The sequence below is a fragment of the Bacteroides zoogleoformans genome (genome assembly GCF_002998435.1).
Lineage (GTDB): Bacteria > Bacteroidota > Bacteroidia > Bacteroidales > Bacteroidaceae > Bacteroides > Bacteroides zoogleoformans.
On the sequence record NZ_CP027231.1, the window covers coordinates 2,623,241 to 2,646,716 of the forward strand.

16 protein-coding genes are annotated in these 23,476 nt (G+C 47.9%); 7 read left to right on the forward strand and 9 right to left on the reverse strand.

The genetic code is table 11. The annotated features are described in order from the left end of the window. Positions 1-11 precede the first annotated feature (11 nt). Together C4H11_RS10995 and C4H11_RS11000 are read left to right on the forward strand one after the other, a co-directional pair. A complete protein-coding gene (locus tag C4H11_RS10995; RefSeq protein WP_106042003.1) occupies positions 12-1,226 on the forward strand; it encodes a bifunctional 3,4-dihydroxy-2-butanone-4-phosphate synthase/GTP cyclohydrolase II in 1,215 nt (404 codons plus the stop codon). A gap of 74 nt (positions 1,227-1,300) precedes the next feature. Further along, on the forward strand, positions 1,301-2,494 hold the full coding sequence (locus C4H11_RS11000) for a pyridoxal phosphate-dependent aminotransferase (RefSeq protein ID WP_106042005.1): 1,194 nt from the start codon (positions 1,301-1,303) through the stop codon (positions 2,492-2,494). 69 nt (positions 2,495-2,563) lie between these two features. On the opposite strand, the gene C4H11_RS11005 is transcribed toward C4H11_RS11000, so the two are convergent. Beyond that, positions 2,564-2,734 (reverse strand): DUF362 domain-containing protein, encoded by a 171-nt coding sequence (locus C4H11_RS11005; protein ID WP_106042007.1) that lies wholly within the window; start codon positions 2,732-2,734, stop codon positions 2,564-2,566. 171 nt (positions 2,735-2,905) lie between these two features. Continuing rightward, positions 2,906-4,738 (reverse strand): DNA polymerase III subunit gamma/tau, encoded by a 1,833-nt coding sequence (locus C4H11_RS11010; RefSeq protein ID WP_106043366.1) that lies wholly within the window; start codon positions 4,736-4,738, stop codon positions 2,906-2,908. A gap of 134 nt (positions 4,739-4,872) precedes the next feature. Here C4H11_RS11010 and C4H11_RS11015 point away from each other — a divergent pair, with 134 nt between their 5' ends. After that, a complete protein-coding gene (locus C4H11_RS11015; protein ID WP_106042009.1) occupies positions 4,873-5,181 on the forward strand; it encodes an FtsB family cell division protein in 309 nt (102 codons plus the stop codon). Then, complete coding sequence (locus C4H11_RS11020) at positions 5,178-5,525, forward strand: hypothetical protein (RefSeq protein ID WP_106042011.1); 348 nt, start codon at positions 5,178-5,180, stop codon at positions 5,523-5,525. Before C4H11_RS11015 ends, C4H11_RS11020 begins: the two co-directional genes overlap by 4 nt. 373 nt (positions 5,526-5,898) lie before the next feature. Here C4H11_RS11020 and C4H11_RS11025 read toward each other — a convergent pair whose 3' ends face one another. The 6 genes from C4H11_RS11025 to C4H11_RS11050 all read right to left on the reverse strand — a co-directional run bounded on the left by C4H11_RS11025 (position 5,899) and on the right by C4H11_RS11050 (position 17,787). Further along, on the reverse strand, positions 5,899-7,890 hold the full coding sequence (locus tag C4H11_RS11025; RefSeq protein ID WP_106042014.1) for a glucosamine-6-phosphate deaminase: 1,992 nt from the start codon (positions 7,888-7,890) through the stop codon (positions 5,899-5,901). A 282-nt stretch (positions 7,891-8,172) separates the two neighbouring features. Further along, positions 8,173-10,524: a penicillin-binding protein 1C gene (pbpC, locus tag C4H11_RS11030; protein WP_106042016.1), complete on the reverse strand. Its 2,352-nt coding sequence runs from the start codon at positions 10,522-10,524 to the stop codon at positions 8,173-8,175. A gap of 13 nt (positions 10,525-10,537) precedes the next feature. Next, positions 10,538-16,108: an alpha-2-macroglobulin family protein gene (locus C4H11_RS11035; protein ID WP_449374859.1), complete on the reverse strand. Its 5,571-nt coding sequence runs from the start codon at positions 16,106-16,108 to the stop codon at positions 10,538-10,540. Positions 16,109-16,146: 38 nt separating this feature from the next. Next, a complete protein-coding gene (locus C4H11_RS11040; RefSeq protein WP_106042020.1) occupies positions 16,147-16,941 on the reverse strand; it encodes an amidohydrolase in 795 nt (264 codons plus the stop codon). Between the two features lie 19 nt (positions 16,942-16,960). Further along, entirely contained in the window at positions 16,961-17,515 is a 555-nt protein-coding gene (locus tag C4H11_RS11045) for a lysophospholipid acyltransferase family protein (RefSeq protein WP_106042022.1), read from the reverse strand. A 2-nt stretch (positions 17,516-17,517) separates the two neighbouring features. Then, positions 17,518-17,787, reverse strand: a complete 270-nt coding sequence (locus C4H11_RS11050; RefSeq protein ID WP_106042024.1) for a hypothetical protein — start codon at positions 17,785-17,787, stop codon at positions 17,518-17,520. Between the two features lie 436 nt (positions 17,788-18,223). Here C4H11_RS11050 and C4H11_RS11055 point away from each other — a divergent pair, with 436 nt between their 5' ends. Together C4H11_RS11055 and C4H11_RS11060 are read left to right on the forward strand one after the other, a co-directional pair. Next, a complete protein-coding gene (locus C4H11_RS11055; RefSeq protein ID WP_106042026.1) occupies positions 18,224-19,870 on the forward strand; it encodes a diphosphate--fructose-6-phosphate 1-phosphotransferase in 1,647 nt (548 codons plus the stop codon). A gap of 146 nt (positions 19,871-20,016) precedes the next feature. Continuing rightward, positions 20,017-20,877 carry a glycoside hydrolase family 25 protein gene (locus C4H11_RS11060; protein ID WP_106042028.1) on the forward strand — a complete coding sequence of 287 codons (861 nt, stop codon included), beginning with the start codon at positions 20,017-20,019 and terminating at the stop codon, positions 20,875-20,877. A 5-nt stretch (positions 20,878-20,882) separates the two neighbouring features. Here the strand turns inward: C4H11_RS11060 and prmA are convergent, their stop codons facing one another. Further along, positions 20,883-21,728: a 50S ribosomal protein L11 methyltransferase gene (gene prmA / locus C4H11_RS11065; protein WP_106043368.1), complete on the reverse strand. Its 846-nt coding sequence runs from the start codon at positions 21,726-21,728 to the stop codon at positions 20,883-20,885. 345 nt (positions 21,729-22,073) lie between these two features. Between prmA and C4H11_RS11070 the strand changes: the two genes are divergently transcribed. Then, the gene (locus C4H11_RS11070; protein WP_106042030.1) at positions 22,074-23,468 is read left to right on the forward strand and encodes a hypothetical protein; all 1,395 of its coding nucleotides are present in this window, start codon (positions 22,074-22,076) and stop codon (positions 23,466-23,468) included. The last annotated feature ends 8 nt before the right edge of the window (positions 23,469-23,476 follow it).

Sequence of the window (23,476 nt, forward strand, 5' to 3'; positions counted from 1 at the left end):
GATTATAGATTATGGAAAATGTAAAATTGGATACGATAGAAGAAGCTGTTGAAGACTTCAAGGCCGGTAATTTTGTGGTCGTGGTAGATGATGAGGACCGTGAAAATGAGGGCGATTTGATTATTGCAGCCGAAATGATAACACCGGAGAAGGTGAACTTTATGCTGAAGCATGCTCGTGGCGTACTCTGCGCCCCCATTACTGTTTCGCGTTGCAAAGAGTTGGACTTGCCACATCAGGTGTCGGATAATACTTCGGTGCTGGGTACTCCCTTTACTGTGACAATTGATAAGCTGGAAGGTTGCACCACCGGTGTCTCTGCTGCCGATCGGGCTGCAACGATTCGGGCGTTGGCCGATCCGGCTTCTACTCCGGCTACGTTTGGCCGTCCCGGACATATTAATCCGCTGTATGCTCAGGAAAAAGGAGTGCTTCGGCGTGCCGGCCACACGGAAGCTGCAATTGATTTGGCTCGTTTGGCGGGTCTCTATCCCGCGGGTGCGCTCATGGAGGTTATGAATGAAGACGGCACTATGGCACGTTTGCCCGAATTGCGTAAGATGGCAGATGAGTTTGGCTTGAAGTTGATTTCTATACGCGATTTGATTGCTTATCGTTTGAAACAGGAATCCATCATAGAGAAAGGTGTAGAGGTTGATATGCCTACGAAGCATGGGCATTTCCGTTTGATCCCTTTTCGCCAGAAATCAAACGGTTTGGAGCATGTGGCCTTGTTTAAGGGCACATGGGACTTGAATGAACCTGTTTTGGTGCGTGTGCACTCTTCTTGTATCACAGGCGATATCTTTGGCTCTAAGCGCTGCGATTGTGGCGAGCAATTGTATAAAGCAATGGAGATGATAGAGAAAGCCGGTAAGGGTGTAATTGTGTATCTGAATCAGGAAGGACGCGGTATCGGGCTGATGGAGAAAATGAAAGCCTACAAATTGCAAGAAGATGGGATGGATACTGTAGACGCCAATCTTTGTCTGGGGCATTTGGCCGATGAGCGCGACTATGGAGTGGGAGCGCAAATACTTCGTGAGATTGGTGTGCACAAGATGCGTCTGTTGACCAATAATCCGGTGAAGCGTGTTGGTTTGGAAGCCTATGGGTTGGAAATTACGGAGAATGTTCCTGTTGAATCCATTCCGAATAAGTATAATGAACGCTACTTACGTACCAAAAAAGAACGTATGGGTCATATGCTTCATTTTAATAAGTAACAATCTTTTTGCTTTATCATGTCAAATAAAAGCGCTTTTTTTGTAGGAAATAACAACCATTAAATAGAAACAAAATGAACCAATTATCAGATCGTTTAAACAGTTTGTCGCCATCCGCGACACTGGCTATGTCTCAAAAGAGCGCAGAGCTGAAGGCTCAAGGCGTAGATGTAATCAACCTGAGTGTGGGAGAACCGGATTTCAATACTCCTGACCACATCAAAGAGGCTGCGAAAAAGGCGATAGACGATAACTTCTCTCGCTATTCTCCCGTTCCGGGCTATCCGGCTTTGCGTAATGCAATTGTAGAAAAGTTGAAAAAAGAAAATGGTCTGGAATATACTGCGGCACAAATCTCGTGTGCCAATGGTGCCAAACAGTCGGTTTGCAACGCGATTCTGGTATTGGTGAATCCGGGTGATGAAGTGATTGTTCCTGCTCCTTATTGGGTGAGCTATCCCGAGATGGTGAAATTGGCCGAAGGTAAGCCGGTCATTGTGACTGCCGGTATCGTCCAGGACTTTAAAATTACGCCTGCACAGCTGGAGGCTGCCATCACTCCGAAGACAAAAGCATTGATTCTGTGTTCTCCTTCCAATCCTACAGGATCTGTCTATAGTAAGGAGGAACTGGCTGGTCTGGCTGCCGTATTGGCCAAGCATCCGCAAGTAATAGTGATTGCAGATGAGATTTACGAACATATCAACTACATCGGTAAACATCAAAGTATTGCGCAGTTCCCCGAAATGAAAGAACGTACTGTCATTGTGAATGGTGTCTCCAAGGCGTATGCCATGACGGGATGGCGTATCGGCTTTGTCGCCGGACCGGAATGGATAGTGAAAGCTTGTAACAAATTGCAAGGGCAATATACATCCGGCCCTTGCTCTGTTTCTCAGAAGGCTGCCGAGGCTGCTTATACCGGTACGCAGAAACCGGTGGAAGAAATGCGACAGGCTTTTGAACGCCGTCGTAATCTGATTGTGAAACTGGCTAAAGAAGTGCCGGGTTTCGAGGTAAATGTGCCGGAAGGGGCTTTCTATTTATTCCCTAAGTGTGATTCATTCTTTGGGAAATCAGCCGGTGAACGCAAAATAGGCAATTCGGATGATTTGGCCATGTACTTATTGGAGGTGGCCCATGTGGCTTGTGTGGGCGGTGCTTCTTTCGGCGCTCCCGAATGCATTCGTATGAGTTATGCCACCAGTGACGAGAACATAGTTGAAGCTATTCGTAGAATGAAGGCGGCATTGGCGGAATTGAAATAATGATTGCTAATAATAGAAGGCCCGGTTTCATATGGAACCGGGCCTTCTGTTCGTTTAAGGAGGTGTGTATTATTCTCCCGGATGAATTGCTTCAGACGGACAAACATCTGCGCAAGTTCCGCATTCAGTACATGCTTCAGGGTCGATGGAATACTTGTCACCTTCAGAAATTGCGCCTACCGGACACTCGTCAATACAAGTGCCGCAAGCAATACAGTCGTCATTAATTACGTAAGCCATTTTCTTTTAGATTTAAATTGTTATTAGTACTAATTAGTTTGACAAAAATAGTGGTTTTCTTCGTTGGTTGTTGCTATTGCTTATTAAAAACTTTTAATTTGTATGCTGTCTAAATAACGGACGATGACACGTGAATATGTCCCTTTCTTGATTTGCAGGATAGACGCATCTTTAGTAGAATTCCAACCCGAATTCATCTTTCAGTTGCATCAATGCTTCGTTTTTCTGTGCCATCATTTGGAATTTCTCCACTCTGCTATAAGCGCGAACCTGTTCGGTGGAGGCGCTGACGCGTACGGTCATGGTGATTTTCTTGTTTTTCAGGCGGAGGCGCATGTGCTCTTGTAGAGCGGGTATCATGCCCGTAAACTCTTTGGCAATGATATCATTATCTACCACAACCTCGAAAGAGGTAGGAGTTGATAGAGCGACGTGCATATTCTGCATGCGTTTGGCTATGGCCACTTGCTCTTGAGGCATACGTCCGGCGTATTCTTGCCAGTAGAAATTCACATCTTTTTCGTTGAAGATATAGTCTTCTTCCGTTTGTTGGGCGGGGCGTACAAGCGGTTCACTGTTCGCTTTTTCCTGCTTTCTCTCTGTAGGCGTATGCTTTATTGAAATGCCTAAATGGGCGGTTTTCATAACCGGAATCTTCTTCTCTTCTTTGCCTTGAGCCATCAGTATGGCAGTAGGGACGGAAGGAGGGATGCTATTCCCTTCCGGATCGCGGGGAGAGGTGGTCGGACGGGAATTCCCACTCTGGGCAACGGTTTGGGGATCCGGGCTCGTGGCGGTTTGCGGATGAGTAACGGTTGTGGCGGCCTGTGTCTGCTGTGTGGCGGCAGGCTGCGTGAATATGGGTTTTATAGTTCGTTTAGGGCTACGCCCATTGGAAGAATCATCTTCCTCGGCGGTAATTTGAGCCACTTGTATCAGTGTCAGTTCGACTAACAGGCGCTTGTTCTTGCTTGTGCGGTAACTTAAATCGCAGTCATTGCACATTTTCATGGCGCGGTAGAGGAAAGGAAGCGGACATTTCTGTGCTTGTGTCCGATAGCGTTCGCGGATGCCGGCGCCTACCTGAAGTAAAGGCAGTGTTGCCGCGTCTTTGCTTACCAGCAAGTCGCGCAGGTGAGAAGAAAGGCCGGTGATGAAATGGCTGCCATCGAAGCCTTTGTTGAGAATGTCGTTCAGTAATAGCAGCGCATCGCTTACTTTATTCTCAAGAAAGAAGTCTGTCAGTCGGAAGTAATATTCATAATCCAGTACGTTGAGATTTTCAATCACACTTTCATAGGTGATGTGCCCTCCGGTGAAACTGACCACTTGGTCGAAGATGGATAAGGCATCGCGCATACCTCCATCTGCCTTAAGAGCGATGACGTTCAAGGCCTCAGGCTCGGCAGTAATGCCTTCCTTTGAAGCCACATAAGCCAAATGAGCTACGGTGTCTTCCACGCCAATGCGGTTGAAATCATAGATCTGGCAGCGTGAAAGAATGGTAGGCAATATCTTGTGCTTTTCGGTGGTGGCAAGGATGAAGATGGCATGGCGCGGAGGTTCTTCCAGTGTCTTCAGGAAAGCGTTGAAGGCCGAAGCGGAAAGCATATGAACCTCGTCGATGATATATACTTTGTATTTACCGATTTGAGGCGGGATGCGTACCTGTTCTACCAATTGTCGGATGTCATCGACAGAGTTGTTGGAAGCAGCGTCCAACTCATGGATGTTATAAGAACGTTGCTCGTTGAAAGCTGTGCACGATTCGCATTGGTTGCATGCCTCTCCGTCCAGAGTAGGGGTCATGCAGTTGATGGTTTTGGCAAAGATACGGGCACAAGTGGTTTTCCCCACGCCTCGTGGGCCGCAAAAGAGGTAGGCATGTGCCAACTTTCCGGTGGCGATGGCATTCTTTAGAGTGGTGGTCAGGGAGTGTTGCCCCACCACGGACTCAAAGGTCGAAGGACGATATTTCCGAGCAGATACGATATAGTTTTCCATATTCGGGGGATATTCTTTGCTTTTTGTGCAAATGTACATAAAAAAAAGAAATCTTTTGGTTATTCCTCTTATCTTTGTGACGTGAAGTTGCATTGCAATCAATCACATAAACCGATAAATATATAGGTGCCGCGATGGATAGACTTGCTTTTTTTTCGACTTTTGTCCGCAAACATAAGTATCTGATTACGCTTGTGTTGTTTGCTTTGATTATAGGCTTCTTGGATGAAAACAGTGTTGTGCGTCGTCTGGGATATGCGCGGGAAGAAAATCGTTTGCGCGATGAAATTGAAAAATACCGCAAGGAATACGAAGAGAATACCGAGCGTCTCAATGAACTTGCGGTCGATTCCGGTGCCATTGAACGGGTGGCTCGTGAGAAATATCTGATGAAAAAGCCTGATGAAGATATTTACGTATTTGAAGAAGACATAGCAGAATGAAACAAATAATGTCCGCTATTTTTGCAGTAGGAGCCGTTATGCTTTTGGTAGGGGCTGCCATTTATATTACAGGCTGGTTCCTTTCTCCTTACATATATACTGTCGGCGCCACGATGGTTGCTTTGGCACAAATCAACTCGCCTTCCGAATGCAAGACCTCCACCGTGAAGCGTTTGAGGCGACAGCAAATTTTCGCAGCACTTCTGTTGGTGCTTACCGGGGCGTTCATGCTCTTTACGCATGGCAATGAATGGATTGTCTCCCTGTCCATCGCTGCCGTTCTCGAACTTTATACCTCCGTGCGAATCCCTCAAGAAGAAGCCAAAAAGAGGGATAGAAAATGACCGACGTTAAGTGTGTTATACTTCGGGATATCACAAGTAAAGAGTAGTAATCAATGGCATAAAAAATAGCGGTGTACTGTGCCAATCCACAATACACCGCCGATTCGTTATTATTGTTGTCCGGTAAAAAAACTGAAAGCTCTACATTCCTTTATTTATCGATGTTGCAGCCAGCCGTCTAATTTATCTATGGGCTTGGGGTTCTGTTTCAAACAATAAGCATTACAAAATGTTCTTTTTGTGATAGAAAAAGACAAATAACAACCCATAAATACGGGAAATCATAAGTTTTAGTCTATTTTATCTAATACAGATAGAGAGCAAAAAGTTTTACCGGACAGCAATAATTCGTTATATCATTTCCGACGAATTATTACAGCGGAACGTACTCTACAAACGCTTCCATGGCTTCGTAAGATGCCAGACCGAGGCTGTCGTACAAAGCGGCCGTTCCGCGGTTGCGCTCTTCGCTGCGTTGCCAGAACAGACGCTCGTCGTTGCCGAGGAATGGGGCGCTCTCCATCTGCGACTGATGCTTGAGGATGGAGTTGCGCTTGGCACGCAGTTCTTCGGGGCTGATGGGTACGGCCATCTCGATGTTCTCGATTTCCCATTCGGCCCATGCGCCGCGGTACATCCAGATGCGGCAGTCTTTCAACCATTTTGCACCCTCTTCCTTTTCCAGGTCGATGGCGGCGAATACGGCATCCGTACAAACACGGTGCGTACCGTGCGGGTCGGCCAAGTCGCCGGCTACGAAGATTTGATGAGGCTTTATTTCGCGCAGCAGGTTGCGCACAATCTCTACATCGGCCTCGCTGATGGGGTTCTTCTGAATCTTGCCGGTTTCGTAGAACGGCAGGTCGAGGAAGTGGCAGTGGTCTAACGGGATGTTGTTGTAGGTGCAGGCGGTGCGCGCTTCGCCACGACGAATCAGACCTTTGATGGTGAGGATGTCCTGCGTATCGATATCACCGTCTTTTTTCTCTTTCAGGAACTTGCGGATTTCGGCATATTTGTCGCTGATGACCTTGTCTTCGCTGTTGTTGAAAATCTGGTTGAACCCGTTGATGAAGTGCAGGAAGCGGATTACTTCTTCATCGCCCACGGCAATGTTGCCCGAAGTCTGATAGGCTACGTGTACATCGTGTTTTTGCTCCACTAAGCGACGGAAAGTGCCACCCATGGAAATGACATCATCATCGGGGTGAGGAGAGAAGATGATGACACGCTTCGGGTATGGTTTGGCACGCTCGGGACGATACGTGTCATCGGCGTTCGGCTTGCCGCCCGGCCATCCGGTGATGGTGTGCTGCAAGTCGTTGAATATCTTGATGTTTACGTTATAGGCGGAGCCGAATAATGCCAGCAACTCACTCAGGCCGTTCTCGTTATAGTCTTTGTTGGTCAGCTTCAAGATGGGTTTGCCCGTGAGTTGGCACAACCAGACAATGGCGCTGCGGATGAGCTTGTCGTTCCACTCGCAGGAAGTCACTAACCAAGGGCGATGTATGCGGGTGAGGTTGGAAGCGGCGGAAAGGTCGATGGCGATGTGCGCATTGTTATGCGTTTGCAGATAGGAGGCGGGGATGGTGTCGGTGACCGGGCCTTCCACACACTCTTTCACCATTTTGGCTTTTTCCTCACCCCATGCCATCAGATATACCTTCTTGGCTGCGAGGATGGTGGAGACGCCCATCGTGATGGAGCTTACCGGTGTGTTCTCGATACTGCCGAAGGTCTTGGACGCTTCGTTGCGTGAGTCATTGTCCAGCAAAATCAGGCGGGTGGTGGAGTTCAGGCGCGAACCCGGTTCATTGAAGCCGATGTTGCCCACACGGCCGATGCCTATGAGGGCAGCATCCAATCCGCCGAAGCTTTCGATGCGTTGTTCGTACAGGCGGCAATATTCAAAGATGGTATCTTTGGCTATCGTTCCGTCCGGACTGAAGATGTTTTGTTTGTCTATATCCACATGATCCAGCAACATCTCTTTCAAGGCATTCAGGTTGCTGTTGATGGCATCCTGGCTTAAGGGGTAGTACTCATAAAGATTGAATACGATTACGTTGCGGAAGCTCAGCCCTTCTTCTTTATGCATGCGGACGAGGGCTACATATACATTGCGCGGAGAGTTGCCGCCGGCCAATGCCAATACACAGAAACGTCCGGCTTTTTGTTTTTCGCGGATGAGTTGTGCAATGTCGAGGGCAATCTGGTTGGCGCCTTCTTCGGCAGACTCGTAAATGTCTGTAGGGATTTTTTCCAGCCGGGTCAGTACCGACCGTTCAAAAGCGTTCTCAGGTCTGTAGTACCTGGGGGAAACTCTGTTGAGCGTGATTTGAGAACTTAGATTGGTTTTCATATAATAATGTTATTAATAAATGATTAAAGTGTTTCATTATTTTTTATTCAACAAATCTGCGGAAAAGAATGTTCGTCCGTCCGGGGGGATTCATTAAATGAGCATATTGTGTTTTTTGCTCTTGTTTTGAACTACAAAAATAGGGACTTTTTGTTGAACATGCACTCCCTTTATTTAGGTATTTTCTTTAAATACTCTAAAAAAGAGGATAGTCCTTTGAGTTCGGTAGAAAAGTGATGTGTGCAAGAGGATATTTACATATCCCGTTTGTTGACCGCCGATTTAAGGGCTTGTTATGAAGAACGTGGTGGAGATGGTATTGCCTTCGCTGTCCACTGCTGTGAGGAAATGTTTGCCGGGCAGAGGTTGCAGAGATAGCTTATGGAAGTCTTGTGTCTGCGCCAGGTAGCTTTCGTCGAGATGCCAGAAAATGGTTGTATGGGGGTTGTTGTGAGCCAGTTCGACGGTTAGGAATCCTTTGCTTCCATCCATTTGTTTGGGCAAGACGATGCGGGCATTCATGGGAGGATAAATAAACTGCATGGGTTGCAAGGCGTCTTCTCCGGAGCCGGGCTCGAAAGGCGGTAGAGGGGCGTACTCCGGATGATGCTGTTTATAATACCATTCCCATACGGGCGGAAGGGTGAACCACGATTGATGCCGGATGGCTGCCGTGTGCGTGTTGTCCTCGTAAACGCGGTGCGTGCCGTCGGCCGACAGGGCGACGAGGTGGTGGTAGGGGCAGGCTTCGGTCTTCAGTCCGGCAGGCAGAATGAGCAGGGTGTCCGTTTCTTCGCAAAACCTGCCTTTCAGGTGTCCGGACCGGCGGCATATCTCCGCTTCGGTGAATACGCCGACAGGCTGCTCGAACCATCGGGAAGAAGCGGGAAGCAGGTTGAACAGGTCGAATAAAACCGGCCCTGCCGTGCGGGCACCCACAAGGCCGGGCTTTCCTTCGCCGCTTGCGTTTCCCACCCACACCCCTACGGCATAGCGCGGAGTGACCCCTACAGCCCAGGCATCACGGAAGCCATAGCTCGTACCCGTTTTCCAGGCAACGGGATGCATGGAAGGGATGGACTTCCAGTCTATTTCTTCCGGACGGTTAACTTCAACCAAGGCGTCAAACGTCTGCCATACCGCACCTGCCTGAAATGGATTGGTTTTTTGTATATCATCGCCTGTCGAAGCACGGGCAGACGCCGTATCCGCCAACAACGTGACGCATGGGGTTTGCGGAAGTCTCAGCAGGCAGCGCCCCATTCGGGCGTATGCACTTGTCACGTCCCACAGGGTTGCCTCCGCACCGCCCAAAATCAAGGACAAGCCGTAGTGAGATGCCGGGCGGTTGATGGTTCGTAAACCTATTTGTCGCAGAAAATGGTGGAATTTGGCTACTCCATACCGTTGCAACATGGTCACCGCAGGGATGTTCAGCGAGCGCGCCAGAGCCTCGGATGCAGGCACGCCGCCTTCGAATTGCTGGTTGAAGTTCTGGGGGGTGAATCCGTTGATGTTGATGGGAATGTCCGGCAGCAGCATGTGTGGCAGCAGACTGCCTTCCTGAAGCAGGACATAATAAAGAAAAGGCTTCAAGATGCTGCCGGTACTTCTTGGAGCTTGGATGACGTCCACTTGATGACCGCCTTGTTTCCGCTCGAAATGCACATTTCCGCAGTAGGCCGCCACCTGATTGGTCTGTAGGTCAATCACTAAGATGGCCAGATTTCGAATGTCGCTCCGGCTGAACTCATTGCTCCAGCGTTCGGCCAGATTTTCTATTTGTACTTGCAGGTCTTTATCGAGTGTGGTCACGGCGTATTCGCCTTTCTTCTCCTGATAAAGCTTGCTGACCAGGTGCGGAGCTGTCTGCGGGAGCGGATGGGGCTTGTCGGGCAGCGGTTCGCTGATAGCCAGTTCGTAAGTAGACTCACCGATGATTCCTTTCTCATGAAGTTGCTTCAGCAGTCTGTTCCGTTTTCTGAGCAAGGCATCGCGCCCTTTTGAAAGATGAATCATGGAAGGCGTATTGGGCAATACAGCAAGCGTGGCCGCCTCGGCCCATGAAAGTTCTTCCGCCGGATGGCCGAAGTAACGCCAAGTTGCGGCATCCAGTCCCACGACGTTTCCGCCGAAGGGGGTATGAGAGATGTACATGGACAGTATCTCCTCTTTCGAGGCGCGGAACTCAAGGCGTGTGGCCAAAACCATCTCGATGAGTTTCTCCCGGAAAGTTCGAGGCTTGTTTCTCGCCAAGCGGATGGTTTGCATGGTCAGTGTGCTGCCTCCGCTCACAATGTGCTTGTTCTGCAGGTTTTGTCGGATAGCCCTGCCGATGGATAACGGGTTGACGCCCCAATGGCGATAGAAGTGCCTGTCCTCGAACATAATGAGGCATTGCTTCATTTTATCCGGAACGGTGGTGCGCGGAGGGAAACGCCATTGTCCGTCCGATGCGATGCGTGCCCCCAGCAAGGCCCCGTTGCGGTCGGTCACAACGGTGGAATAGGGCACTCGGAACAGTCGTCCGGGCAGACAGAATATATACCCCGTCACCAGAAAGACAATAGCGACAAGCATTGCCTTTCGGGTGAGGGATAATTGTTTAAGACGGTTTATGATGCTACCTCTCATGAAAAACCGGCTATCATCGGCTGACCGTTGTTCTGCCTGCTTTTGTGCGTGCTTGGGCGGAAACATCGTACATCGCTTCGCATTGGATGGCCGGCAGAATGAAATCGCCCGCGTACGTGGCTTGCAATCTTATCGTGAACGTCTTCGACTCACCGCGTGCCAAATCGAAATAAGTCAATACGCGGTCGTCTCTGATATCCTGATAGGTGTAATTACGGGCGGCATCGGTCTCGGCGGATGAGTTTATCCGGTCGTTATAAATCTCCCATCCCGACGGCAGAATGTGCGTCAGTGCCAGATTGCTGTAATCGGATGCGACGCCGATATGACTTACTGCAATGACAGCCATGAAGTCCGTGCCTTGCCTGATGTTCTCGACAGAGAGGGGCGAACCGTTTCTGTCGGTGTATTTCACGTCAAGGTGAAGATTGTTGCTGATGGCAGGCAGGGTGTCGTTCTGTAACCGTATACGTGTGATAAGATCTGCATTTATACCGCCTTTCCCTTGGTTTTTCAGGGTGACGCTACCCGTCCGGGGGGTAATGGACAGTTCTTTATCGAATACGGCTTTGGCTGATTTCACTGCCGGTTGCTGACGACCGTTCCAACTCCAACTGAAATCCAGTGTGCCGGACAACTTTTCGGCCAGACGGCCCATAGCCATTAAGGCAAATGCCGTGGATTGAGTGTTGAATCTGCTCTCTTGCGCCAAGTTCTGTGAAACAACCCTGGCTTGTTGCAACGCGGCCTGTTCGCGATTCATCAAGAGTAAAGTCTCCAGAATCATCGCTTCATCCCTGTCGGATGAACCGTAGATAAAGTTTTGTGAGGAGTAGGGCGACACCGTTGTATTTATATTGAATACCAACTCTCCGGCAGGCTTTGGCTTTCCGGTCAGTGCATAAGCGGCTGCCAGCCTCCATTTTGCCTGCAAGGACAGTCCGGGTTGCTCCTTCATCCGGTTCATGGCCCCATATTCCGGCGCACCGGCCAAAGCCAGTGTATAAAGCCTGAATGCTTGCTGCAATCCGCTTTGCCATTGCAGCCAATCGTTGTCTTGCTGCGGCATTCGCCAGTTCTGCGCTGCCGAACGCTGGAAACGCTTCCATTTGTTCAACACGTTTTTGTTGACGGCGTATCCTTTCTCCTGAGCCAGCACAAGGAACATGCCGGCATAGGAGGTAATCCACTCGTCGGCGACGGCATGGCCGGGCCAGTAAACCATCCCCCCGTTGAGAAGCTGACGGGCGTAAAGTTGTCTGATTGCTTCTTGAACGTTTGCCTTTATTTTCTCGTTTTCTTTCTCATCTATGGCTTTGAACCGGTCGACAAACAGTAGCGGCAGTGCTTTCGATGTCAGCTGTTCCGTACAGTTATGCTGATAGTTATAAAGAAAATCGAACCGGCGGCTTATATCTACCGAAGGTATGCGCGACACTTCCAATTGCAGACGGCTGTCTGCCGCCGCTCCTTGCAGTGCATAGGGCAGGGTGGCGCTTTGTCCTGCTTCTATCCATTGGCTGTTGCGAAGCGTTACGGCCGGATTGGGGTTGCGCACTTCTATTTCTATCGTTTCTTTTGCCTGTTGTCCTCCTCCCCGGGCTGTCAGGCTGATAGTCGTTTTTCCTGTTTGGCTGCCGGTTTTCACTTTGAAGAACACCAGTTGGTCACCCGGCTGATGGAAAGTGGCCGATTGTTGCGAACTACCGACTATCTGCACCCCTCCGCCGGAAGCCTGGATGGATACCGTTGCCTCTTTTACTTCTTTTTCCATGGCAAAGACATTGACCGGAACGTCGATTTCCTCTTGGGTACTCAACACACGGGGCAGCGTGGAGAGCAACATCAACGGTGTCCGTACAAAGGAGGTCTTTTCGGCTTTACCATAAGCTCCGTCTTGTCCGGCTATAACCATGGTGCGTACAGAACCTACATACATGGGCAGTTTCAAGGCGTGTGTCTGCTGCTTGCCCTTACCTATATGGAAAGGTCCGATGAACTTCACTACCGGTTTGAACCGGTTGGCTTTGGCTTCGGCCGGTTTAAGCGTTTCGTCTCCGCCGGTGCTGAACAAAGAGGGATATCGGCCGGCAGATGCTCCCAATACGTCGTCATACATGTCCCAAGTGCGGATTCCTAAAGCTTCCCGGGCATAGAATTCATTCCAGGGGTCGGGGGTCTTGAAATTGGTCAGGTCGAGCAAGCCGTCATCCACGATGGCCAATGTATAGGTCATGGGCTTGCCGTTTTTCTCCTTGACGGTAATCCGGAAATCCGTTTCCGGACGCAGCACTTCCGGCATGTTGATTTCAGGTTGCAAGATGGTTTCCTTGTTCGTCACCGATACCGGGGCAACCCCATACATGCGTATGGGCAAATCGTTTACGGTCTGCGCGTGGGGCTGCAACAGACTGATATGCAGATAAACGTTCGGAGCCATCTCCGGAGTTATCTTGAATGAATATTTGGCATCTTTTTGGCTGCCTATCTCAACCCATTCACGTTTTAGCAGCGTACTTCCGTTTTCCAAAGATACCAATGCCCGTCCTCCTGCGGCGGCAGGGATGATTGCCGTGGCTGTTTCTCCTATCTCGTAAGTATCTTTATCCAATGAGAAGGTCAGCATTTTAAGGCCGCTCGGATCGGTTCTGCCCGAACGTCCGCGCCATTCCGGCCAGTCGATGTAGACGGTACCTCCGGTGGCGTGGCCGCTTTCTTTGTCCTTTACGTATATCAGATAGCGTCCCCAGTCAGGATAATTAACCCTGAATTTGAAATTCGTTTTTCCACCGTAGGTTTGCAGGTTTCCACCGGCCACCGGCGTGATGGAATTGCCATTGATGTATGTTCCGAAAGATTTGTCTTTGTTCTCCCACCACCAACTCCAGTCGATGCGGTAAATCTTATACTCCAGATTGGAACGGCTCGTCGGCTGCCCTTTGGCATCTACCGTCACGATGTCGAAAGTATGTTCCTTGTCTGTCTCGATGTATTTCCCTTTCGGTTGATTCAGATTGATTCCCACATAAGATGTGAATGGGGAGAACGGAATGTTCTGGGTGAAAATGCTGGCATCCCCGCCCGGCTCGAATACACGGGTGGTTAATGTTGCGTTCAGCATGCCCGGTGCGTCGGTGGCATTCGGAAGCTTCAGCATGAAAGAAGTTCTTCCTTCGCTGTTTAGCGTGCCATTGAAGGCATCGGTCTTAATGGTTGTAAACTCTGTTGCGGGATTATTGAAGATGTATTGCCCGTAGTTCTTGAATTGGGTGTTTACTTTCGATAAAGACATTTCTACTGTGGCTTTCAACTGTGAGGCGGTAGCTCCGGTCAGCCACGCGGAAGACAGTGTGGCGGGTATTTCTTTGGCCGATGCTTGTACGATGTTCTGTGGAAGCTTCAAGTTTATTTTAAGCCGGTTCGGCTTTATGGTCTCTATTCGGATGCTTTTATGAAAAGCCGTACCACCCACTTTTACATACGCGTTCCAAAGTCCGGTCGGGTCTTCTGCTTGCGTAGGGATATGGAAAACATAGAATCCGTTTTTCCCTTCGGTAGAGATGGATTTTGTATGGAATTGTCCTCTTGGATTGTATAGCTCGAGCGCAACGGGGTGTTTGTCGGGAATCCTTTTTTCCCGGTCTTCCAGAATAAAAGCGATGTGCAGGGTATCTCCCGGTCTCCATACACCTCTCTCGCCGTATACATATCCCTTCAGGCCTTTTTGTATTTCTTTTCCGCCTACATCGAATCGGCTGACCGACTGCTCTTCACCGTCGGCTATGCGGACATAAGCTTTTTGTTCCTCCCATTCGGCCACTACAATGAACGGAGCACCTTTGGGGGTGATTTCCGCAAATCCTTCGCTGTTTGTCTCACCGGTTCCGATGGGTTGTAACTGGAAATTGTAAGCCGTCAGCTTGGCTTTATTTGCCGGATGGGTATCCAGCATATTATTCGTTGTAATCCATAATTTGTTTAACGAGTTCTTCTTTACAATCATTCCCAGATTGGAAGCCAATACATTGCAGGATGCCGCTCTGTCGGAATCCATGTAGTAGGACGGGTGGCAGGGATTATTACGCTCTTGCCAGTCGTACTGTGACCAATCCATTTCTATTCCTCCATTGTAATAGAAGTAACTTTGCGGAACATCCCAATCTGCTTCTTCGGATTCAGCAATGGTGTTGTCGCTGATTTTGGTCAGCTTTTCTGAAGGGGAGTTATCAGCAAACTTCATCTTTCTGTTTTCTGCTCCTCCACAAGGATATGCCGAATATTCCTGACGGAATGAAAGGATGACACGATAGATGGCTCCCGGTTCTTGCCTGATCAATCCGGCCAGGTCTATGGAATAATCTCCCCAGCGATGTATATCTTTCGTATTGTCTTTGCTCAGCCAGAGCGTCTTACGGTATATCAATCGTCCGGAACGGCGCAGTTCGTTGGCGGATGAAAGGGTGTTTGTCTGCATAAACATCAGGATGTTTTTCTCAAAAATGCGGACAACATTCAAATCTACCGCATAGAGATTGACAGCTCTGAATGGAATGACCTGACTTTTGGAGTCCGGCAGTATGGCGGCAGAAGCAGACATCTCCACCTGCGGCTTCAGATTGAGTTCGCTGAAAGAGATGGTCTGAGAGGTGCCGAGCGGCTTCTCATTGTAGTCTTTTACTCCCTCATCTATTTTTAAGGTTACTTTTTCCAACTGATTGGATTCGAAATAGAGGTATACTCTGTTGTCTTTTACTTGGAATATGGAGTTGGGGACTTCGGGAATTTCAATCAACCCTTTCAAGTCTTGATTGTTAGAGACAGGTTCTGAAAAAACAATCTCAATGCCGTTTTCCGGTTGTTCTATACGTTCGGCCGAAAGAAAACGAAAACTGTCTTTTGCCGGAATCTGAATCTTTTTTTCCGTTTGTTGGTCTATACCGACCGGATTTCCTTCAGCTTTCAGGCTTAATTGATAGTCTTCTGCTTCTCGCGGGATACCGTTGATTTCGAACAGGTATAGGGTGGGATTGTCTGTTGCGGTAATGGTGACAGGAAGGTTTTGAGCTTTGTCTGTATCAATAGATAGAATCTTCTCCACCTCTTCTTTCTTCATGATGTCACTGAAGCGCAGCTCTCCTTTTACAGTCACCACGTCGGGTTGTGTGGCTGTAATGATGATTGGCTCCGTATGTATTGCGAAATTGCGTTCTTGTACCCGGAATGAGAATTTGAACTCTTTGAGGTGACCGTCCACATTTACAAACTCTCCTAATTGGAAAGTACCTTCATAAAGTTCGCCTGGTTTTAATGCCCTTTCTTCAGGGACGAACTCGATGGTATTGTTATTTACCCAATAGGTTTTGCCTTTCAGCGACGGAGAAAAGCTGAACGGATTTTCCTTCAGCTCATTATTCAAATCCACCATGGGTTGGTCTTGGGTCAATTCAATGCGTATATTGGAATTTTGTGAAATGATCCCTCCCGTGTATGCATTGATATAAGGGGCATACTCGGCAGACGGGACGATGTCTTTCCGGCTTGTGGTGCAAGAAGACAACACGCAGACAAAGAGCAAGAAATACATCAGTTTGTCAGTGATGTACTGTTTCATTTTAGCTTTTTTCATAGTGATATGATTTTAAATGAATCCGCATCTTTCCATGCGGGAAATTTTGTTCTGAACTCTTTCAAGTCGGAAAGGTCGAGAGCTACGGTAGCAATCCCTTCTTCATTATCGGGGATGCTCGCCAGCAACTCGCCTTTGGGTGAGAAAAGCGCACTTCCCCCGTTGTGCGGTAATCCGTGATTGTCCGCTCCTATGCGGTTTACCCCGCAGACGTAGCTCATGTTTTCTATCGCCCGGGCTTGCAGCAGCACATCCCAGGCCTTTCGCCGGGACGCAGGCCAATTGGCCACATAAATCAACAAGTCGTATTCGTTGCCTGCATTGCGGCTCCATACCGGGAAACGGAGGTCGTAGCACACCAGCAACAGGATGTTCCAGCCGCGATAGGAGATGACGGGGCGCTTGTCTCCGGCATCGAAGTGTGCCGCTTCACCTCCCATGCGGAATAGGTGGCGTTTGTCATAAAAATAGTCGTCGGCATCGGGAGTGACGAAGAAAGCGCGGTTATGATAAGAGGCGGGTCTGCCTGGCGAGGCTTCCTCGGCGGCAATGAAGCTACCTGCGATGGCGAACCCGAACTCTTTGGCCCATTGGTGTAAGGTCGTGATGGTCTCACCTGTCATCGGTTCGGCCAAACGGGCAGTATCCATACTGAATCCGGTAGAGAAAGTCTCCGGTAAAACAACAATCTCCGTCACCCCGCGAAGAGTTTCCAGCTTTTCGCGAATACGACAGAGATTTTCTTGTTTATTTTCCCAAACGATATCTGTTTGTATAATACTGATTCGCATGGTAATTTACTTTGGTTATTTAGATTGCCCCGATATCAAAATTTTCGGGATTTCTACCTTTGAATCCCTTGAAATAGAGCTTTATTTCGAGCATATCCTTCTCAATATCTCCGGTAGGCATGATGGCCTTGGTGCACGAAATGGTTCTTGAGGGATAGTCTATCCCGATAAGTAAAATAGGCACTTGTGCTTTAAGTGCTATGTAATAGAACCCTTTTTTCCAATTAGGGTTGGCCTTGCGCGTCCCCTCGGGCGTGATGGCCAGATGAAAGCGCTTGCTGGTTGCGAACTTCTCGGTCATCTGGTCCACTAAAGACGATTTGTGCCCACGGTTTACGGGAATGCCGCCGACCGCTTTGAATATCAGTCCCAGAGGAAAGAAAAACCATTCTTTCTTCATCATGAAACTGGTCTTACGACCGATGGCTCCGTAAAATAATTTACCAATAAACAAATCCCAATTGGAAGTATGAGGTGCCGCGCAGATTACGCACTTGTCATAGTCTGCCACCGTTACATTGGTTTTCCAACCCAGAAGACGGTAATATATAAAACGATAGAGGGCTTTCTTCATCCTTACTCAAGTTTGCCCATTGCATCAATAATTTCGTTTACTTTTGCGTTGAAGTCGGTATGTAGCTTTTGGTAGAAAGCTTTAGTGTTTCCCGGTTCGGTATGACTGATTCGGCTAATGAATTCGTCTTGCATATTTAAAATTTCAGCCATTAAATCATCTGTCTTTTTTTTGTCTGCGTTGCGTGTGTGCAGTGCGTATACTAAACATTCGGCAAAAAGTTCGCCTGCGATATTATTGATGCTTTTCTTTAAATTTCTTCTACTTGCCATACTACTTTAAGTTTTAAATGAATAATAATCGTTACAGACAGCCATACTTTAGCGGGAGTGTTTTACTCTTTTCTGTTGCGCATCCCGCTTCTGTTTTGCAAATATAGTGTTTATAAATTAAAAATCCTTGAATAGCGTCAATAAAAAATAATGATTTTTGCGGGGGGATTCACTTCCGGAATGTATCAACGCCGTATCTGTGCCGTGTCAACTCCGCATCTATAGAAACGGAGGTTATACGGAGGATATGCGGAGCGGATGTGAATGCGTCTTGGCACGGAAACCATGTTGTTTCTCTATTTCCGGATAAGGAGCTATAATTGTCATTTTAAGCATTAATTTTGGCTTTCTGTTTGCATATCTACTGAAAAAGAACGAAATTTGCAACGTTTTTTTAATGGGATTCTATTTACACCTTTAAATACAATAAACAAAAATGACTAAAAGTGCATTGCAAATTGCAAGGGCTGCTTACCAGCCTAAACTTCCGAAAGCGCTGAAAGGCACTGTTAAGGCTGTCGCAGGGGCGGCTACTCAGTCGGTAGCCAATCAGGAAGAAATCAAGAAACTGTTTCCCAATACGTATGGAATGCCTTTGATTAAGTTCGAGGCTGCTGATGAAGCCGCTAACTTTCCCGCAATGAATGTGGGTGTTATACTTTCCGGTGGGCAGGCTCCGGGTGGTCATAATGTAATTTCCGGTATATTCGATGGTATCAAGAAATTGAATAAAGACAGCAAATTGTATGGATTCATCCTTGGCCCCGGAGGTTTGGTAGATCACAACTACATGGAACTTACTGCCGATATTGTTGATGAATATCGCAATACGGGCGGTTTTGATATTATCGGTTCAGGCCGTACCAAACTGGAAAAAGAAGATCAATTTGAAAAAGGTTATGAAATTCTGAAAAAACTTGATATCAAAGCCTTGGTTATCATTGGTGGTGATGACTCCAATACAAACGCTTGTGTTTTGGCTGAATATTATGCCGCCAAGAAGTATGGAGTACAAGTGATTGGCTGTCCGAAGACCATTGACGGTGACTTGAAAAATGACATGATTGAAACTTCTTTTGGCTTTGACACTGCCTGCAAAACTTATTCCGAAGTTATCGGCAACATCCAGCGTGACTGCAATTCTGCTCGTAAGTACTGGCACTTCATCAAGTTGATGGGGCGTTCCGCTTCTCACATCGCTTTGGAATGTGCTTTGCAAGTGCAGCCCAATATCTGTATTATCTCTGAAGAGGTGGAGGCTAAGAATATGTCTTTGGATGACATCGTGACCGGCATTGCTCAGGTAGTTGCCAACCGCGCTGCTCAAGGAAACAATTTCGGTACGGTTCTCATCCCCGAAGGCTTGGTTGAGTTTATCCCGGCCATGAAGAACCTCATCGCGGAGCTAAACGATTTCCTTGCCGCCAATGCTGAAGAGTTTGCTCAAATTAAGAAATCTCACCAGCGCGATTATATAATCCGCAAGCTGTCTCCCGAGAATGCCGCTATTTACGCAAGCCTTCCCGAGGGTGTGGCACGTCAGTTGTCTTTAGACCGCGACCCGCACGGAAACGTACAGGTGTCGCTGATTGAAACCGAGAAGCTGCTGTCTGAAATGGTGGGTACAAAGTTGGCTCAGTGGAAAGAGGAAGGTAAGTTTGTAGGCAAGTTTGCTGCCCAGCATCACTTCTTTGGCTATGAGGGACGTTGCGCAGCTCCGTCTAACTTTGATGCCGATTACTGTTACTCGTTGGGATATGCGGCTTCTGCACTGATTGCCAACGGAAAGACCGGCTACATGTCTTCCGTACGCAATACAACTGCTCCTGCCGATGAATGGATTGCAGGTGGGGTGCCCATTACAATGATGATGAATATGGAACGTCGTCACGGCGAGATGAAACCGGTTATCCAGAAAGCTTTGGTAAAACTGGATGACGCTCCTTTCAAGGCATTTGCCGCCAAACGTGACCGTTGGGCTGCCGAAACGGACTATGTATATCCGGGTCCTATCCAGTACTTCGGACCGACAGAAGTTTGTGACCAACCGACCAAGACGTTGCAATTGGAGCAATCAAAATGATTGGTCGGTTCAATGAAGTTACAATAGAGCATAGGGGCGTGTCAAGAACGTCTTTGTGATTATTTATAGGTGCGGATTACGCGGATTTAGTTCATCAAGAACATGCTGATTCGTGGAATCCGTACCTGATTTTTATATACTCATGCATGGTAACCAAGACTACATCTGCCAAATCCCGGCATAAGACTGCCGGAGCCCGTCGTCGTCTTTCTTCGAGGGGAAAAAAGAGAATGCAGTCTCACACAATGTCCGCATGGTTGCGTAATCTTTTGGTTGTCTGTATCATTCTGGCTTTTTCTTCCGGATTCTATTTCTTTTTTATTCGTCCTTATGCCTATCGTTGGAAGCCATGTCATGGCCGGAAAGGATATGGCGTATGTATGCCTTGCGATTATGAGGTGCATGGCCTGGATATTTCTCACTATCAGGGGAAGATAGACTGGGAAGAGTTGGTTCGCAACAAAGAGGCCGAATATCCTATTCATTTTATCTTTTTAAAGGCTACCGAAGGGGGCGATCATGGTGATGATACATTTACGCAAAACTTCGGGCAAGCACGCAAACATGGCTTTATCCGTGGAGCTTATCATTATTTTATTCCTAAGACTGATGCTCGCAAGCAAGCCGATTTTTTTATCCGTACCGTACAGTTGACAAAGGGCGATCTGCCCCCGGTGCTCGATGTGGAAACTATCGATAAGAAATCTCCCGAAGAACTTAAAGGAGCTGTAAAAATCTGGTTAGACAGGGTAGAGGCTCATTATGGCGTGAAGCCTATCCTTTATACTTCCTATAAATTCAAGGAACGCTATCTCAGTGACTCCATCTTCAATACATATCCATATTGGATAGCCCATTATTATGTGGATTCTGTGCGCTATGAAGGCAAATGGCACTTCTGGCAGCATACTGACGTGGGCACCGTTCCCGGCATCAAGGAAGAAGTGGACTTGAATGTATTTAACGGAACGTTGGAGCAGTTGCAGGCACTTACATTGCAGGAGTAGGGGCTTTATGGCAACTTGAACATTATTGCCGCCCATTGATTTTTCTCACGATGGTGCATGAGGTGCAACCCGTTGCTTTCGGCTTCGGCTTGTATGGCAGGGATATCATTCACGTAGAAACCACTCATCAAGAGGCTGCCTCCTTGGTTCAGGCGGCTGACATAATGCTTCATGTCATTCAACAGAATGTTACGGTTGATATTGGCAATGATGATGTCGAACGGTCCCTTGTCTTTCAACGAAGATGCGTCTCCTTGAAATATGTCGATGTTGTCCGCGCCATTCAACTCTATATTCTCGAGAGAATTGCGCACGCACCACTCGTCTATGTCGATGGCGGTACAAGGAGTTGCACCGCGCATACGCGCCAGTATGGCAAGGATAGAAGTGCCGCATCCCATGTCGAGCAACGACTTTTCTTTCAGGTCACTGTCCAATAACTCGCCGATGATAAGGCTGGTCGTTTCGTGATGTCCTGTGCCGAAGGCCATCTGAGGATTAATGACGATGTCATATTCCGCTTGAGGTATATCTTTGTGAAAAGTACTATGAATAACACACCGATTGTCGATAACGATAGGTTGGAAGAAGTTTTTTTCCCACTCCTCATTCCAGTTTCTGTCTTCTGCTTCCGTATAGTTGTATTCTATATTCACATCGGGTAGGGGAAACTCTGCGAGCGCTTCCTCCAAAGCCGATTCATTGTAAAGGTCTTTTTGGATATAGGCATTGATGCCATCGGTCTGTTCGACAAAACTTTCGAAGCCGGCTTCGGCCAAGACTGCGGACAGGACATCGTTTACGACTTCTGTGCATGGGGTGGTTTGGAAAGTAAATTCTAAATATTTCATAGGAATATAGCTGTTTGTTAAATGTGGGGCATGATGGTAAGAAACAAACTTATTTTTGTCTATATTTGTTTCTTGTATGCAAAAGTACATAAAAAGCATGAGCTTTTTACACCGGCATAATAAAGAAATCATTTTTTTCTTTAGAGGAAAGATAGCATAAAAATTCGGTTCTGTAAGCAAGTCGCATTGATGTTTGACAGATTGTTTCCACATTCGGTGCGGCGAACAAGTGTTTAGGGAATTCCCTATGTAACTTTGGGGAAAATCTGCTGTATGAGGAAAAATCCGGCATTATCTTTGTGATGTGGAGAGATAGATAGGTGTTAAATCAAAAAATAGATAAGTATGAAAAAGATTGTTTTTTTATCGCTTTTTGCCTTGTGCCTCCCTTGGACATTGGTGGCACAAAGTGTAGATGACGACCTTTACTACGTTCCTTCCAAGAAAAAAAAGGAGGTGAGGCAAGAGAAGAAAGCAACCGAGCCGACGGAGGAGATCGTAATAAAGTCGGATGCACCGGCCACTGTATATTCATCACGGGGTAATACTACTGTTGTCGTAAAAGGACGTAAGGGTAACGTCCGTGATGTGGACGAATACAATCGTCGTTATGATTCCCGCAAGAATGACTTTGTGATGAAGAATGACACGCTGTACATTGAAGAAAAAGAACAGCCGGAACCGGATGGAGAGTGGGTTGGCGGCCGTTTCGAAGGTTCGGAAGATGATTACGAGTATGCTACCCGTATAATCCGCTTCCGCAATCCCCGTTATGCCATCAGCATCAGTAGCCCGCTGTATTGGGATGTGGTGTATGGGCTGAATTCGTGGGAGTGGAATGTATATACCGATGGTCTGTATGCTTATGCTTTCCCAACATTTACGAACCGTTTATGGTGGGATTGGCGATACAATTCTTATGGCTGGTGGGGCGGTTATCCCTACTATGGCTGGGGATGGAACGGCTGGTATGGCCCGGACTGGCACTTTGGATTCAGCTGGGGAGGCTGGTACGGAGGTAGCTGGTGGGGATATCATCATTACTATCCTCCTTATTATGGCGGCTGGTATCATGGAGGCGACTATTGGGGAGGAGGCTATGGCCGGGACAGGAGAAGTGTTTATACCAATCGCCGTTCGTCCGGTCCGTCTCATGTATATCGGAATAACGTAGGCTCAACTCGCCGCTCTTCACAATATATCAACAGTGGAGAGACAGCACGCAGAAGCTTGCAAAACGACCGGGAGAATGCCGGATACATAAGAAGAAGTGCGAGCGACGGAACCCGTCGTGTTATCGGTACGCGTTCTTCGTCCTCATCTTCTTCAGAGGTGCGTAGGGAAGCGGCCGGTCGCATGGATGCTTCTTCCACTCGTCGTTCGGTTTATACTCGTCCGAGCAGTACCCGTAGAAACTCATACGGGGACAATGTGGAAAGCACCCGTCGTACGATGGACGTAAACCGTTCAAGCGAGTTTAGTCGTTCATACTCTACCGAGTCTTCGCCTCGCAGAAGCTCAAGCTATAGCAGAGGGTCTTCCGAAACGCGCAGTTATTCTAATGACAACAATACCACAAGACGCTCTTACAATGATACGCGCTCGTACAGTAACAGTCGTTCATCTTCCGACTTTTCTTCCGGCAGCAGCTCTCGCTCCTTTTCCGGCGGCGGTTCTTCCGGTGGTGGAGGTGAAACTCGTCGTTCCAGCAGTGGTGGCGGTTCCACCAGAAGAAGATAATTGAGTAT

Excerpts from the sequence above, each read along its gene's own strand:
- C4H11_RS11035 (WP_449374859.1), bottom strand. The coding sequence starts at position 16,108 with ATGTATTTCTTGCTCTTTGTCTGCGTGTTGTCTTCTTGCACCACAAGC.
- C4H11_RS11010 (WP_106043366.1), bottom strand. The coding sequence starts at position 4,738 with ATGGAAAACTATATCGTATCTGCTCGGAAATATCGTCCTTCGACCTTT.
- C4H11_RS11020 (WP_106042011.1), top strand. The coding sequence starts at position 5,178 with ATGAAACAAATAATGTCCGCTATTTTTGCAGTAGGAGCCGTTATGCTT.
- C4H11_RS11055 (WP_106042026.1), top strand. The coding sequence starts at position 18,224 with ATGACTAAAAGTGCATTGCAAATTGCAAGGGCTGCTTACCAGCCTAAA.
- C4H11_RS10995 (WP_106042003.1), top strand. The coding sequence starts at position 12 with ATGGAAAATGTAAAATTGGATACGATAGAAGAAGCTGTTGAAGACTTC.
- pbpC (WP_106042016.1), bottom strand. The coding sequence starts at position 10,524 with ATGAGAGGTAGCATCATAAACCGTCTTAAACAATTATCCCTCACCCGA.
- C4H11_RS11015 (WP_106042009.1), top strand. The coding sequence starts at position 4,873 with ATGGATAGACTTGCTTTTTTTTCGACTTTTGTCCGCAAACATAAGTAT.
- C4H11_RS11045 (WP_106042022.1), bottom strand. The coding sequence starts at position 17,515 with ATGAAGAAAGCCCTCTATCGTTTTATATATTACCGTCTTCTGGGTTGG.
- C4H11_RS11050 (WP_106042024.1), bottom strand. The coding sequence starts at position 17,787 with ATGGCAAGTAGAAGAAATTTAAAGAAAAGCATCAATAATATCGCAGGC.
- C4H11_RS11025 (WP_106042014.1), bottom strand. The coding sequence starts at position 7,890 with ATGAAAACCAATCTAAGTTCTCAAATCACGCTCAACAGAGTTTCCCCC.
- C4H11_RS11005 (WP_106042007.1), bottom strand. The coding sequence starts at position 2,734 with ATGGCTTACGTAATTAATGACGACTGTATTGCTTGCGGCACTTGTATT.
- C4H11_RS11060 (WP_106042028.1), top strand. The coding sequence starts at position 20,017 with ATGGTAACCAAGACTACATCTGCCAAATCCCGGCATAAGACTGCCGGA.
- C4H11_RS11000 (WP_106042005.1), top strand. The coding sequence starts at position 1,301 with ATGAACCAATTATCAGATCGTTTAAACAGTTTGTCGCCATCCGCGACA.
- C4H11_RS11040 (WP_106042020.1), bottom strand. The coding sequence starts at position 16,941 with ATGCGAATCAGTATTATACAAACAGATATCGTTTGGGAAAATAAACAA.
- C4H11_RS11070 (WP_106042030.1), top strand. The coding sequence starts at position 22,074 with ATGAAAAAGATTGTTTTTTTATCGCTTTTTGCCTTGTGCCTCCCTTGG.
- prmA (WP_106043368.1), bottom strand. The coding sequence starts at position 21,728 with ATGAAATATTTAGAATTTACTTTCCAAACCACCCCATGCACAGAAGTC.